Source organism: Pseudaquabacterium pictum, from assembly GCF_005403045.1.
GTDB lineage: Bacteria > Pseudomonadota > Gammaproteobacteria > Burkholderiales > Burkholderiaceae_C > Pseudaquabacterium > Pseudaquabacterium pictum.
The window spans coordinates 417,022-430,167 of sequence record NZ_BJCL01000003.1 but is presented as its reverse complement, the minus strand read 5'-3'; the positions used below and the strand labels follow the sequence as shown (position 1 = coordinate 430,167).

The window sequence follows — 13,146 nt, the reverse complement described above, 5'->3', positions numbered from 1 at the left end:
CTCAGCCGGCGCAGCCGCGCTGGCGCTGCTGCAGGAAGGCCCGCACCGCCGGATCGGCCTCCAGGCCGATGGCGCGGTCGTAGGCAGCGGCGGCTTCGGCGTGGCGGCCCAGGCGCTGCAGCAGGTCGGCCCGCGCGGCCCAGGCGGGCTGGTAGTCGGCCAGGCGGGCATCACCGCCCACGGCCTCCAGCGCGGCCAGGCCGGCGGCCGGGCCGGCGGTCTCGGCCAAGGCCACGGCGCGGTTCAGCGCCACCACCGGTGAATCGGTGAGCCGTGCCAGCGCGTCGTACAGCGCCACGATGGCCGGCCAGTCGGCCACGCCGGTGAAGCGGCGCACGCCGTGGGCCGACTGGATCGCCGCTTCCAGCTGGTAGCGGCCCACCCGCGCCACACCGGCGCCTGGCGCCAACGCCAGTGCGCCGGCGCGGTGCAGCAGGCGCTCGGCCTCGCGCAGCATGCGCGCATCCCACCGGGTGGTGTCCTGCGCGGCCAGGGGCACATAGCGGCCGGTGGCATCCCGCCGCGCAGCGCGGCGGGCATGGCTGTGCAGCATCAGCGACAACAAGCCCAGGGCCTCAGGCTCGTCGGGCAGCAGGCTGGCCAGCAGGCCACCCAGCCACAGCGCCTCGTCGGCCAGGTTGCGGCGCTGGGCATCGGTGCCGGCGGGGTCGCTCCAACCCTCGGCATAACAGGCGTAGACGGCATCCAGCACCGCCGACAGCCGCGCCGGCAGATCGGCCAGCGCCGGCACCGCGAACGGGATGCCGGCCTGGCGGATCCGGGCCTTGGCCCGCACCAGGCGCTGGCCCATGGTGGCCGGCGCCACCAGGAAGGCCGAGCCGATGGCGGCCGCATCGAAACCCAGCAAGGTCTGCAGCATCAGCGGCGCGCGCAGTGCCGCGTCGATGGCCGGGTGGGCGCAGGCGAACATCAGCGCCAGCCGGCGGTCGGGGATCTCGGTGCGCTGGCCGGCCACGTCGGTGGCGGCCTGGGCCCATTCGCCCAGCAGCAGCAGGGTGTCGGCCGCGGCCGCGTGGGTCTGGCGGGCGCGTGCGGCGTCGATCAGCCGGTGGCGCGCTGCCGTCAGCAGCCAGGCCTCGGGGTTGGCTGGCAGGCCATGGGCCGGCCAGTGGGCCAGCGCGGCGGCGAAGGCATCGCCCAGGGCATCTTCGGCGGCGGCCAGGTCGCGGGTGCGGGCCGACAGCAGCGCCACCAGCTTGCCGTAGCTGCGGCGCGCCACCGCCTCGGCGGTGGCGGCCGTGTCCGCATCGCCGGTCACATCTCCCAGACCGGCCTCACCTCGATGGTGCCGTGCGGCGCGCTGGGGCAGCGGGCGGCCCAGTGCAAGGCGGCGTCCAGGTCGGGCACGTCGATCATGAAGTAGCCGCCCAGCTGCTCGCGGGTGTCGGCATAGGGGCCGTTCAGCAACTCGGTCTTGCCGCCGCGGATGCGCACGCTGGTGGCATCGCCGGTGGGGCGCAGGCGCTCGCCGCCCACCATCACGCCGGCCTCGGCCATCGCGCCAGCATACGCGCCGTAGGCGGCCATCTCGGCCTGGGCGTCGGCTTCGGTCATCGTGGCTTCGGCCGCTTCGTTGGTGTAGATCATCAACAGGTATTTCATCGCAGGCTCCATCGGTGGACGACCGGTGCACCGTGCACCGGTTCTGACAATGACGGCCGGGCCGGCGGGGTTTCGACAGCTCGGGGAAAAAAAAATTGCTCAGGCCGCCACCACGATGTCGAAGCTGGCGCGCAAGCCGTCAGCGCCGGGCGTGAAGGGCACGGTCAGCGCGGCACGGTCGGCCTCGCTGAGCCGGCGCCACAGGAAGTCGGCGGCATTGCCAGGGTCACCAGCCACGTACAGCTGGGTGGTCAGCAAGGTGCGGCGGCCCTGCTTCACCTTGAGATGGATGTGCGGCGTGCGGCCGCTGTAGGCCACCGGGCGCATGGTGCGGAAGCGGTAGCGGCCCTGGGCATCGGCCACCACCCGGCCGAAGGCCTGGAAGGCCGGGTCAGCACGGTCGCCATCGCCGGGGTGGCGGTAGTGGCCCTCGGCATCGCACTGCCAGATCTCCACCACCGCACCGGCCAGCGGCTGGCCATCGGTGCCGCGCACCAGGCCATCCAGCCAGCAGGGCTGGCCCTTGGCGTAGGCGGCACCGCCCTGGCGCAGCAAGTCGAAATCGGTGTCGGCCGGCAGGCTGACGGGGTAGAACGGGCCTTCGGTCTGGGCCGGTGTCGGCCGCAGCGGCTGCCCGGCCGGCGCCTGCGCCCGCGCGGGCCGCCAGGCCACCACTGGCAGCAGCGCGGCCGCCAGCATCAGGCGGTGGCTGCGGCGGCGGCCGGGCAGCGCAGGGGTGGCGGGCAGGGATCGGTCCGTCGTGGTCATGCGGGTCTCCGGAGTGACAAGGTCGGGTCGGTTCCATTTTGCGGCCTGGTCCACCGCCGCACCAGCGCACGGGCATGGGCTGAACGGACCATGGCGCGGCCCTGTGCCGCCGTCACCAGGTCACCGCCGGCCGCGACCATGCGGCGCATCGGCAACACCGGGTCTGTCCAGCGCCCGGCGCGCACGACAAGACCTGACCCGAGGAGAACTCCCCCATGCGCTCCACCCTCACCGCCCTGGCCGCGGCCAGCCTGTGCCTGGCCCTGGCCGCCCCGGCCTCGGCCGCCTGCACACCCGGCACCGTGTCCGGCAACGTCAACCTGGGCACCCTGGCCACGGCCGTGCCCGACCGCTGCGGCGCCGACGGTCTGTCGGTGGACGACCGCATCGCCGATGAAGCGCCCTGGGGCAACCAGGCGGCCTTCCTGGCCCATGTGGGCAACGTGAGCCTGGCGCTGCAGCGCAGCGGCCTGATCAGCGCCACCGAGCGGGTGCGGCTGCAGATCGCCGCGCAGCAGTCGGGCATCGGCAGCACGGTGAAGGTGCAGCTGATCAGCTTCAACGACTTCCACGGCTACATCAAGCCAGGCGAAGGCTCGTCCGCCAACCCCGGCGTGGCCCGGCTGGCCACCCGCATCCAGGCGCTGAAGGCGGCCAACCCGCTGCATGCAGTGGTGTCGGCCGGCGACATGATCGGCGCCAGCCCGCTGACATCGGCCCTGTTCAAGGACGAGCCCACGATCGAGGCGATGAACCGCATCGGCATCGACTTCAACGCCGTGGGCAACCATGAGTTCGACGAAGGCAAGGCCGAGCTGCTGCGCATGCAGCACGGCGGCAACCACCCGACCGACCCGTACACCGGCCTGGGCCTGCCGCAGGACAAGCGCCCCGATGGCCAGTTCGCCGGCGCGAAGTTCGGCTTCCTGGCAGCCAACGTGGCGGAGGCGCTGACCAACAAGACCCTGTTTCCCGCCTATGGCGTGAAGGACTTCCTGGGCAACAAGGTGGCCTTCATCGGCATGACGCTGGAGGGCACACCCACCATCGTGTCGCCCGCGGGCGTGGCAGGGCTGAACTTTGCCGACGAGGCCGACACGGTGAACGCGCTGATCCCGCAGCTGCGGGCCCAGGGCATCCGCAGCATCGTGGTGCTGATCCACGAAGGTGGCCTGGCCACCGGCGGCCTGGCGGGCTGCCCCAGCATCTCGGGCGCGATCGTCGACATCGTCAACCGCCTGGATCCGGAAGTCGACCTGGTGATCTCCGGCCACACCCACCAGGCCTACAACTGCCTGGTGAACAAGGCCAATGGCCAGCCGGTGCGGGTGACCTCGTCGGGCTCAAACGGACGCAACCTGGGCGACATCCAGCTCACCATCGACACCCGCAGCAAGGATGTGACCGCGGTCAGCGCCAACATCCTGACCACCGGCACCACCACCGCCGAAGATCCGGCACTGACCGACCTGGTGGCGCACTACGACAGCCTGTCGGCCGTGCCCAAGGCGCGGGTGATCGGCAAGATCACCGCCGCCATCAGCCGCAGCACCAATGCCGCCGGCGAGTCGGCCTTGGGCGACGTGATCGCCGACGCCCAGCTGGCCGCCACCCACGGCGCCGGCACCGGCGCCGCGGTGGTGGCGTTCATGAACCCGGGCGGCATCCGCGCCGACCTGCCGTTCAATGCGGGCGGCCTGGTGACCTACGGCGACGCCTTCACCGTGCAGCCCTTCGGCAACAGCCTGGTGACGCTGACGCTGACCGGCGCGCAGATCAAGACCATGCTCGAGACCCAGTTCGCCAACTGCCTGGGCCAGACCAGCTTCGACCGCATCCTGCAGGTCTCGGCCGGGTTCAGCTACACCTGGACGGCGGCCAATGCCTGCGGCAGCAAGGTCAGCCAGATCGCCATCGGCGGCATGCCGGTGAACCCGACATCCAGCTACCGCGTCACCGTCAACAGCTTCCTGGCCGATGGCGGCGATGCCTTCGCAGTGCTGGCACAGGGCACCCAGCGCCTGGGCGGCGCGGTGGACACCGACGCCTTCGAGGCCTACCTGCTCAGCCAACCCGCCGGCGTGGCCCCCGGTCCGCAGAACCGCATCACCCGGCAATGACGGCACGCCGCGGCGTGCCGCGGCACCGCTCCGCGCGGACCACCCGCCCCCTCTCTTCAGGAACCACCATGCGCTTGAACACCCTTCCCCGACTGCACCACCTGGCCTTGGCCGCCGCCCTGCTGGGCACCGGCCTGGCCCAGGCCGCCGGCCTGGCCATCACCAGCGGCAGCGTGACCGGCCATCTGGACTTCCGGGCCGACGCCAACGGCCAGCCGATCAGCCGCAGCGCCAGCCTGGCCGATGCCTCGGGCCAGGACGTGCTGCTGGGCTTCGGCAACCTGGGCGACAGCCTGGCGCTGACCGGCAGCGGCAAGACCACCACGCTGGAGCCGCTGTGGGCGGCCAGTGCCTCGCTGGACGCCAGCGAGGCGACCCAGCTGAAGCTCAACCTCGACGCCACCAGCGTGCTGCGCCTGGGCGGTGACGGCAACTTCGGTGGCGGCACCGAACAGACCAGCCTGCTGCTGGAGGCGGAACTGGCCGTCACCAGCACCGGCGAGGCTGCCGGCACCGCCGTGCGCCTGGTCTTTGCCGGCACCGCAGACGCACTGGCCGGCAGCACCGGCCCGCTGCTGGATGTGACGCCCAGCTTCGACCTGGTGGTGCGCGATGCGCACAGCAACATCCTGGCCAGTTGGCAGGGCCTGGACGCCGGCAGCAGCGCTGCCTTCCGCTTCAGCCTGGACACCCGGGTGGGTGACAGCCTGTGGCTCAGCCTGAGCCATGCCAGCACCAGCCTGCTGGGCAGCGCCGACAGCCTGAGCGCCGGCGGCGACACGCTGGACACCACCGCCCTGCTCAGCGGCACGGTGCAGGTCACCGCCGTGCCCGAGCCCGGCACCTACGCCCTGCTGCTGGCCGGGCTGGCTGCCGTGGGCCTGCTGCACCAGCGGCAGGCGCAGCGCCGCCGCTGATGCCCGCAACCGCCCTGCCCCCGATTCCTCACACTGCCCTGGAGACTGCCATGCCTGCCCTGTCCCTTCTGCGCCGCAGCCTGCTCGCCGCCCTGGCCGGCGGCCTGCTGGCCACCAGCCTGCCGGCCGCTGCTGCCGGCGAGTACATCCGCCCCGGCGTCTCGTTCGCGCTGCTCGGCGACGTGCCCTACGGCGTGGCCGAAGAGCCCAAGTTCGACCGCGTGATCGCCGACATCAACGCGTCGCGCAATGTGCGCTTCGTGCTGCACACCGGCGATGTCAAGCAGGGCAGCGAGCGCTGCGACGACGCGGTGTTCATCAAGCGCTTCAACCAGTACCAGAAGTTCGACGACGCCTTCATCGTGACGCCGGGCGACAACGACTGGACCGACTGCCACCGCACCAACAACGGCAGCTACCTGCCCACCGAGCGCCTGGCCAAGTTCCGCGAGATCTTCTACCCGGCCATCGGCCGGAGCACCGGCAAGCGGCCGATGGCCCTGCTGTCGCAGGCCGCCACGCCAGGCCAGGCCGCGCATGCCGCCTATGTGGAGAACACGCTGTGGCAGTTTGCCGGAGCCACCATGGCCACGGTGCATGTGGTGGGCAGTGCCAACAACCTGGCGCCCTGGAACCAGCTGGCCGGCGGTGACCGCCCGGCCGAGCGCCAGGCCGAGTTCGACGCCCGCCTGGCCGCCAGCCTGGCCTGGATCGACGAGATCTTCAACCGCGCGGTGGCCGCCAACAGCGCCGGCGTGATGCTGGCCATGCAGGCCAACCCGGGGCTCGAGTACGCCGCCGGCAGCCCGCAGCGCCTGGGCTTCGACGAGGTGATTGCCCGGATCACGGCCCGCAGCATCGCCTTCGGCAAGCCGGTGCTGCTGGCCCATGGTGACAGCCACTACTTCCGTGTCGACAAGCCGCTGGTCAACGCCGGCGTGTCGCTGGAGAACCTGACCCGTGTCGAGAACTTCGGCTCGCCCAATGTGCACTGGGTGGAGGTGTTCGTCGATGCGCGCGACCCCAACGTGTTCAGCGTGGTGCCGCGCATCGTGCCGGGCAACGTGGTGACACGCTGAGCACCGCGGGGGCGCCGCGGGAGGCGGGGTAACCTCAAGCCCCGCCGACCGCACGCCGCCGCACCATGACCACCACCGTCTACGCCGCCCGCCGCATCCACACGATGAATCCGGCGCAGCCGGTCGCCACCCATGTGGCGGTGCGCGACGGCCGCATCCTGGCGGTGGGCGACCTGGACCGCATGGCCGCCTGGGGAGCCTTCACGCTGGACGAGCGCTTCGCCGACAAGGTGCTGCTGCCCGGGTTCGTCGAGGGCCACTGCCACCTGAAGGAAGGCGGCATGTGGGAGATGCCCTACCTCGGCTGGTTCGACCGCCGCGACCCGCAAGGCCGGGTGTGGCCCGGCCTGCGCAGCATGGATGCGGTGGTGGGCAAGCTGACCGAGCTGGACGCGCAACTGGCCGCCTCCGGCCAGCCGGCCAGCGCGCCGCTGGTCACCTGGGGCTTCGATCCGATCTACTTCGGCGGCGAGCGCATGACGGTGCAGCACCTGGACCGCGTGGGCGACGGCACCCGCCCCATCGTCGTCGCCCATGCCAATGGCCACCTGCTGAACGCCAACAGCGCGATGCTGGCCATCGCCGGCGTCGATGCCGACACCGACGTGGAAGGCGTGGTCAAGTTCGAGGCCGGCCCGCAGCAGGGCCAGCCCACCGGCGAGCTGCAGGAGCCGGCCGCCATGTCGCTGGTGTTCCGCCATGTCGGCAACGCCGGCCTGCTGGCGCCGCTGGACGATGCCGGGCTGCGCGCCTTCGGGTCGATCTGCCGGCTGCAGGGCGTGACCACCGCCACCGACCTGGTGAACCGCCTGGGCCCGCGGGACCTGGAGGTGCTGCGCCGCAACACCGGTGACGATGCCTTCCCGGTGCGCATCGTGCCGGCCTACCAGGGCTTCCACGGCAGCCAGGGTGCGGCCGAGGGCGCGGCCTACGTGCAGTCGCTGCTGCCCACCAGCACCGACCGGCTGCGCTTCGGCCTGGTGAAGATGATGCTGGACGGCTCGATCCAGGGCTACTCGGCGCGGCTGCGCTGGCCCGGCTATGTGAACGGTGCGCCCAACGGCATCTGGGTGACCGCGCCCAGCCAGTACGAGGCCGATTTCGAGGTCTACCACCGCGCCGGCCTGACCATCCACACCCACACCAACGGCGACGAGGCCAGCCTGGCCGCCATCGACGCGGTGCAGCGGGTGCTGGCCCGCGCGCCGCGCCCCGGCCACCGCCACACGCTGCAGCACGGCCAGATGATCGACCGGCCGATGTTCGAGCGCATGGCCGCGCTGGGCCTGGCCGCCAACCTGTTTGCCAACCACCTGTGGTACTGGGGTGACCAGCACCACGACATGACCATGGGCCCCGACCGCGCCCACCGGCTGGACGACTGCCGCGCTGCGCTGGACGCCGGCGTGCGCCTGGCCATCCACAGCGACGCGCCGGTGACGCCGCTGGCGCCACTGTTCACCGCCTGGTGCGCAGCCAACCGCGTCACGCCCAGCGGCCGGGTGCTGGGGCCGTCGCAGCGCCTGCGGGTGGACGAGGCGCTGCATGCCATCACCCTGGGGCCGGCCTGGACGCTGGGGCTGGAGCACGAGATCGGCAGCATCGAGGTGGGCAAGCGCGCCGACTTTGCGGTGCTGCACGACGATCCGATCGCCGGCGACCCGATGGCGCTGAAGGATGTGCGCGTGTGGGGAACGGTGCTGTCGGGCCGGGTGTTTCCCGCCGGCAGCTGACCGCAGCGCAGCGGCCGTGGACCGCATCCCGTTCACCGTGCTCGGCGGCTTTCTGGGCGCCGGCAAGACCACGCTCTTGAACCGCTGGCTGGCGGCGGCCGATGGCCTCCGCATCGCCGTGCTGGTCAATGACTTCGGCGCCATCAACATCGATGCCGGTCTGGTGGCGCAAGCCGGCAGCGACGCCATCGCGCTGAGCAACGGCTGCGTCTGCTGCGCCATCGGCGACGACCTGTCGGCCGCCATCGCCACGCTGCTGCAGGCCAGCCCGCCGTTCAACGCGGTGGTTGTCGAGGCCAGCGGCGTGTCCGACCCCTGGCGCATCGCCCAGCATGCGCTGGCCGAGCCGCGGCTGCAGTTGCAGGCGGTGCTGCTGCTGGTGGACGCCGCGGCGCTGGCCGGCCACCTGGCCGACCCGCTGCTGACCGACACCCTGACCCGCCCGCTGGCCCATGCCGACCTGGTGGTGCTGAACCATGCCGACCGCGCCAGCGCGGCCGATCTGGGCGCAGCCCGCGCCTGGGTGCAGGCCGACGCCGCACAGCGCGGCCAGCCGCCACCGCCGCTGCTGGAGGCCCGCCACGCCGACCTGCCGCTGGCCCTGCTGCAGGACACGCTGTACCAACCCCACGGCGGCGGCCTGCAACCGGCCGACCACGGCGCCCAGTTCCAGGCCTGGCAAGTGCAACCCGCCGGTGTGTTCGACGAGGCCAGGCTGCGCGCCTGGCTGCGCACGCTGCCGCCGGCGGTGCTGCGGCTCAAGGGCTGGCTGCCGCTGGCTGGCGGCCAATGGCTCAGCCTGCAGTGGGCCGGCCGCCATGCGGGCGTGCGGCGGCTGGCCGCGCCACCGGCCGGCGCCGCCGCCCTGGTGACCATCGGCCTGGCCGGTCAATTGCCGGTGGCCGCGCTGGCCGCCGGGCTGCAGGCCTGCATCGACGAAAATGGGGGCAAAGAACCCTGAAGGAGACAAACGATGGGCGACTCCACGCTCCACGTGCAACCGCTGGGCCCGGCCATCGGCGCCCTGGTCAACGGCCTGCAGCTGTCCGACGGCATCAGCGATGCCCAGCGTGACGCCCTGCTGGCCGCCCTGCTGCAACACCATGTGCTGTTCTTCGAGCAACAGGCACTGACGCCGCTGCAGCAGCGGGCGCTGGCCGCGCGCTTCGGCGACCTGCACATCCACCCGGTGTACCCGCAGGCACCCGGCGTGCCCGAGATCATCGTGCTCGACACCAGCGACAACAACCCGCCGGACAACGACAACTGGCACACCGACGTCACCTTCCTGGCCGCGCCGGCCATGGGCGCCATCCTGTCGGCCCAGCTGCTGCCGCCCAGCGGCGGCGACACGCTGTGGGCCAGCGGCGTCGCGGCCTATGCGGCGCTGTCGGCGCCGTACCGCCGCATGCTGGCCGGGCTGACGGCCGAGCATGACTTCCTGAAGAGCTTTCCGGCCCACCGCTTCGCCCGCACACCCGAGGAGAGAGTGCGCTGGGAGAAGGCCCGCCACGACCACCCGCCGCGCCTGCACCCGGTCATCCGCACCCACCCCATCAGCGGGCTGCAGGGCCTGTTCGTCAGCGAGGGCTTCACCACACGCATCGTCGAGCTGAATGCCACCGAGAGTGACGCGGTGCTGCGCCAGCTGTTCGCCCACCTGGCCAAGCCCGAGTTCACCGTTCGCTGGCGCTGGAAGCTGGGCGACGTGGCCTTCTGGGACAACCGCCTGACCCAGCACTACGCCACCGCCGACTACCTGCCCGCCCGCCGTGTGATGCACCGCGCCACCATCCTGGGCGACGTGCCGTTCTACCGGGCTGACGCGGACTGATCGGCGGGCTGGGCGTCTGGCGTCATGCCGGCCACTGCGGGTGCCGCCATCGTTGCCTGGACTGGCCACCCCGTGACGATGTTCCCGGGTTGACCGGAGACAAACAGCTCGATGTTGTCGACCAGTTGATCCGCCAGGGACTGCTGGGCTTCTTCGGACGCCCAGGCGACATGCGGCGTGAGGATCACGTTCGGCCGCGCGGCCACGCGCATCAGCGGATGACCGGCCGCGGGTGGCTCGCCCTCGGTCACGTCGAAGCCCGCGCCGCCCACCCAACCCTCGTCCAGCGCCTCCACCAGCGCCGCCTCGTCCACCAAACCACCCCGTGCCGTGTTGATCAGCAGCGGCCGACGTCGCATGGCACGGAACTCGGGCCGCGCAATCATGCCGCGCGTCTGCGGCGTCAACGGGCAGTGCAGCGTGATGACGTCGCTGGTCTCGATCACCTCCTGCCAGGGCGTGAATGCAGGCCCCATGTCGCTGCGGCCCTTGTGCGCGGCGATCAGCGGCACCATGCCGAAGGCCCGCGCCAGCGCAGCCACACGCTGGCCCAGCACACCTGCGCCGATGATGCCCAGCCGTGCGCCGGCCAGGTCGCGGATGGGGTGATCGAAGAAGCAGAAGCGGCCAGACGCCTGCCAGCGCCCGGCGATCACGTCCTGCCGGTAGGCGACGAGGTTGCGCCGCAGCGCCAGCATCAGGGCGAACGTGTGCTCGGGCACTGTGTGCACCGCATAGCCACGGATGTTGCAGACGACCACGCCATGCCGCTGGCAGGCCGCCTTGTCGATGCAGTCGGTGCCGGTGGCGGCCACGGCCACCAGACGCAGATCGGGCAGCCGCGCGAGCGCGGCGGCCGTGAGCGGCACCTTATTGAGGATGGCGATATGCGCGCCGGCCAGCCTTTGCACGACCTGGTCGGCTGCGGTGTCGGCGTGCTCGATCATCTCGTGGGCAAATGCCGGTGCGCGCAGCCGCACCTGCGGTGCCAGGGTTGAACGGTCGAGGAAGACGATGCGGTGCATCATGCCGGGCCGTGTGCGGGTTGGGGCGCCGTGGCGAGCAGCCGCTGCGCCTCGGCCACGATGGCCTCGGGCGTGATGCCGAAGTGCCGGTACAGCACATCGGCCGGACCCGAGGCACCAAAGCCACGCATGCCGACAAACCCGCCGCGATCGCCCAGCCAGCGGTCCCAGCCGAAGCGCATCGCGGCCTCGCAGCCCACCCGCACCGTGCCGGGGCCGAGCACCTGCGACCGGTACGCCGCGTCCTGTTCAGCGAACAGCTCCCAGCTCGGCATCGACACCACCGCGGTTGGTATGCCGGCAGCCTGCAACAGGTTGCGCGCAGCCAGCGCCAGGGCGACTTCAGAGCCGGTGGCCAACAGCGTGACCCGGCGCGGCCCGCCCTCGGCGTCGGCCAGCACGTAGGCGCCGCGCCGCGACAAGTTCTCTGCAGCCGCTGCGGTGCGCACATGCGGCAGCGCCTGTCGCGCGAAGACCAGCGTCGACGGGCCGGTGCGGTGCGCCAGCGCGATGGCCCAGCATTCGGCGGCTTCCACCGCATCGGCCGGCCGAAGCACCAGCATGTTGGGCATGGCGCGCAACGACGCCAGGATCTCCACCGGCTGGTGCGTCGGTCCGTTGCGGCCGATGCCGATGGAATCATGGCTGAACACGAAGTGCACCGGCAGCCCCATCAGCGCGGCCATGCGCATAGCCGGACGCTCGTAGTCGGCAAAGGCCAGGTAAGTCACGGCCAGCGGCACCGCGCCGCCGTGTGCGGCAATGCCGTTGGCCATGGCGCCCATCACATGCTCGCGCACGCCACAGTGCACATACGTGCCGGCCCGGTCCTGCGCGGTGAAGGCCTGCAGCCGGCGCTTGTGGTTGGTGGGTGCCTCGAGGTCGGCGCAGGCCACCAGGCGCTCGGGCATCAGCTCGGTCAGCGCGTCGTGGATCTCGGCCGAGATGAAGATGCCGCTGGCCAGCGGCTCGCGCGCCAAGGCGCTGCGCTGGTAGTTCGCCAACACGTCCTGCCAGCCCAGCGGCAGCTCACCCGCCAGCACGCGCTCGAACTCGGCGCGCTGCGCTGCAGGCAGCGCGGCCACGCGGGCCTGCCAGGCCTGTCGATCGCTGCGGTGGCGGGCGCCGGCAGCCAGCCAGGCATCACGCACCTCGGCCGGCAGCGCGAAGGGCGGATGGTTCCAGCCCAGCGCCTGGCGGGCCGCGGCAGCGTCCTCGGCGAACAGCTTGCCGCTGTGCCCGCCGCGCTGGCCCTGCAACCGCACGACGCCCTTGGCGATGACGGTGCGGCAGGCCAGCAGCGACGGCCGCGGGTCGGCGTGGGCCTGCTCCAGCGCGTCCGACACGGCCTCCAGGTCATGCCCATCCAGTTCCTGCACATGCCAGCCCGCCACGCGGAAGCGGTCGGCCACGTCCTCGCTAATGGACAGGTCGGTCGACCCATCGTCGGTGATGCGGTTGTCGTCCCACAGCAGCGTGAGCTTGCCCAGCCGCAGGTGCCCGGCCAGCGCGATCATTTCCTGGCCGATGCCCTCCTGCAGGCAGCCGTCGCCGACGAAGGCATAGGTGCGGTGGTCCACCAGGCCGGGGCCGAAGCGCGCGTTCAGGTGGGCCTCGGCCACGGCCATGCCGAAGGCGTTGGCAATGCCCTGGCCCAGCGGGCCGGTGGTGACCTCGATGCCCGATGCCAGGTCGCGCTCTGGGTGGCCTTCGCAACGCGAGCCGAAATCGCGGAAGGTGCTGACCTGGTCGATGCCCATGCGCGCATGGCCGGTCAGGTGCAGCAGGGCATACAGCAGCATCGAGCCATGGCCGTTGGACAGCACGACGCGGTCGCGGTCGGGCCAGGTCGGGTCGGCGGCGTCGAACTTCAGGTGCCGGGTGTAGAGCGCCGTGGCGATCTCGGCCATGCCCAGCGGCACGCCCTGGTGGCCCTCGCCGGCGCGAACGATGGCGTCGATGGACAGCATGCGGATGGCATTGGCCAGCATGCCGGCCACGGGAGCGTCTGGCAGCATGCTGGCCGGTGCAACAGTGGTGGACATCT

11 protein-coding genes are annotated in these 13,146 nt (G+C 71.8%); 6 read left to right on the top strand and 5 right to left on the bottom strand.

Annotated elements, in window-relative coordinates; genetic code table 11:
* Position 1 precedes the first annotated feature (1 nt).
* The 3 genes from FFT10_RS08905 to FFT10_RS08895 all read right to left on the bottom strand — a co-directional run bounded on the left by FFT10_RS08905 (position 2) and on the right by FFT10_RS08895 (position 2,391).
* On the bottom strand, positions 2-1,279 hold the full coding sequence (locus FFT10_RS08905; RefSeq protein WP_137732436.1) for an RNA polymerase sigma factor: 1,278 nt from the start codon (positions 1,277-1,279) through the stop codon (positions 2-4).
* Positions 1,276-1,623, bottom strand: a complete 348-nt coding sequence (locus FFT10_RS08900) for a YciI family protein (RefSeq protein ID WP_137732435.1) — start codon at positions 1,621-1,623, stop codon at positions 1,276-1,278. Before FFT10_RS08900 ends, FFT10_RS08905 begins: the two co-directional genes overlap by 4 nt.
* Positions 1,624-1,722: 99 nt before the next feature.
* Positions 1,723-2,391, bottom strand: a complete 669-nt coding sequence (locus FFT10_RS08895; protein WP_373282485.1) for a dioxygenase family protein — start codon at positions 2,389-2,391, stop codon at positions 1,723-1,725.
* A 215-nt stretch (positions 2,392-2,606) separates the two neighbouring features.
* Here FFT10_RS08895 and FFT10_RS08890 point away from each other — a divergent pair, with 215 nt between their 5' ends.
* The 6 genes from FFT10_RS08890 (at position 2,607) to tauD (ending at position 10,074) form a co-directional block, all read left to right on the top strand.
* The gene (locus tag FFT10_RS08890; RefSeq protein ID WP_137732434.1) at positions 2,607-4,511 is read left to right on the top strand and encodes a bifunctional metallophosphatase/5'-nucleotidase; all 1,905 of its coding nucleotides are present in this window, start codon (positions 2,607-2,609) and stop codon (positions 4,509-4,511) included.
* A 68-nt stretch (positions 4,512-4,579) separates the two neighbouring features.
* The gene (locus FFT10_RS08885; RefSeq protein WP_137732433.1) at positions 4,580-5,428 is read left to right on the top strand and encodes a PEP-CTERM sorting domain-containing protein; all 849 of its coding nucleotides are present in this window, start codon (positions 4,580-4,582) and stop codon (positions 5,426-5,428) included.
* A gap of 50 nt (positions 5,429-5,478) precedes the next feature.
* The gene (locus FFT10_RS08880) at positions 5,479-6,507 is read left to right on the top strand and encodes a metallophosphoesterase (RefSeq protein ID WP_162520725.1); all 1,029 of its coding nucleotides are present in this window, start codon (positions 5,479-5,481) and stop codon (positions 6,505-6,507) included.
* Between the two features lie 65 nt (positions 6,508-6,572).
* Complete coding sequence (locus FFT10_RS08875; RefSeq protein WP_137732431.1) at positions 6,573-8,240, top strand: amidohydrolase; 1,668 nt, start codon at positions 6,573-6,575, stop codon at positions 8,238-8,240.
* Positions 8,241-8,256: 16 nt separating this feature from the next.
* Positions 8,257-9,201, top strand: coding sequence for a CobW family GTP-binding protein (locus FFT10_RS08870; RefSeq protein WP_228027016.1), 945 nt, complete (start codon positions 8,257-8,259; stop codon positions 9,199-9,201).
* Between the two features lie 12 nt (positions 9,202-9,213).
* Positions 9,214-10,074 (top strand): taurine dioxygenase, encoded by an 861-nt coding sequence (gene tauD / locus FFT10_RS08865; RefSeq protein ID WP_137732429.1) that lies wholly within the window; start codon positions 9,214-9,216, stop codon positions 10,072-10,074.
* On the opposite strand, the gene FFT10_RS08860 is transcribed toward tauD, so the two are convergent.
* Positions 10,053-11,099 (bottom strand): D-2-hydroxyacid dehydrogenase, encoded by a 1,047-nt coding sequence (locus FFT10_RS08860; RefSeq protein WP_137732588.1) that lies wholly within the window; start codon positions 11,097-11,099, stop codon positions 10,053-10,055. The two genes, tauD and FFT10_RS08860, sit on opposite strands and share 22 nt — an antisense overlap.
* Positions 11,099-13,144: a transketolase family protein gene (locus tag FFT10_RS08855; protein ID WP_228027015.1), complete on the bottom strand. Its 2,046-nt coding sequence runs from the start codon at positions 13,142-13,144 to the stop codon at positions 11,099-11,101. Before FFT10_RS08855 ends, FFT10_RS08860 begins: the two co-directional genes overlap by 1 nt.
* Positions 13,145-13,146: the final 2 nt, after the last annotated feature.

Bases quoted from the DNA above. Each gene is read 5' to 3' on its own strand.
- FFT10_RS08900 (WP_137732435.1), bottom strand. From the start codon at position 1,623: ATGAAATACCTGTTGATGATCTACACCAACGAAGCGGCCGAAGCCACG.
- FFT10_RS08895 (WP_373282485.1), bottom strand. From the start codon at position 2,391: ATGACCACGACGGACCGATCCCTGCCCGCCACCCCTGCGCTGCCCGGC.
- FFT10_RS08890 (WP_137732434.1), top strand. From the start codon at position 2,607: ATGCGCTCCACCCTCACCGCCCTGGCCGCGGCCAGCCTGTGCCTGGCC.
- FFT10_RS08885 (WP_137732433.1), top strand. From the start codon at position 4,580: ATGCGCTTGAACACCCTTCCCCGACTGCACCACCTGGCCTTGGCCGCC.
- FFT10_RS08880 (WP_162520725.1), top strand. From the start codon at position 5,479: ATGCCTGCCCTGTCCCTTCTGCGCCGCAGCCTGCTCGCCGCCCTGGCC.
- FFT10_RS08875 (WP_137732431.1), top strand. From the start codon at position 6,573: ATGACCACCACCGTCTACGCCGCCCGCCGCATCCACACGATGAATCCG.
- tauD (WP_137732429.1), top strand. From the start codon at position 9,214: ATGGGCGACTCCACGCTCCACGTGCAACCGCTGGGCCCGGCCATCGGC.
- FFT10_RS08860 (WP_137732588.1), bottom strand. From the start codon at position 11,099: ATGCACCGCATCGTCTTCCTCGACCGTTCAACCCTGGCACCGCAGGTG.
- FFT10_RS08855 (WP_228027015.1), bottom strand. From the start codon at position 13,144: ATGTCCACCACTGTTGCACCGGCCAGCATGCTGCCAGACGCTCCCGTG.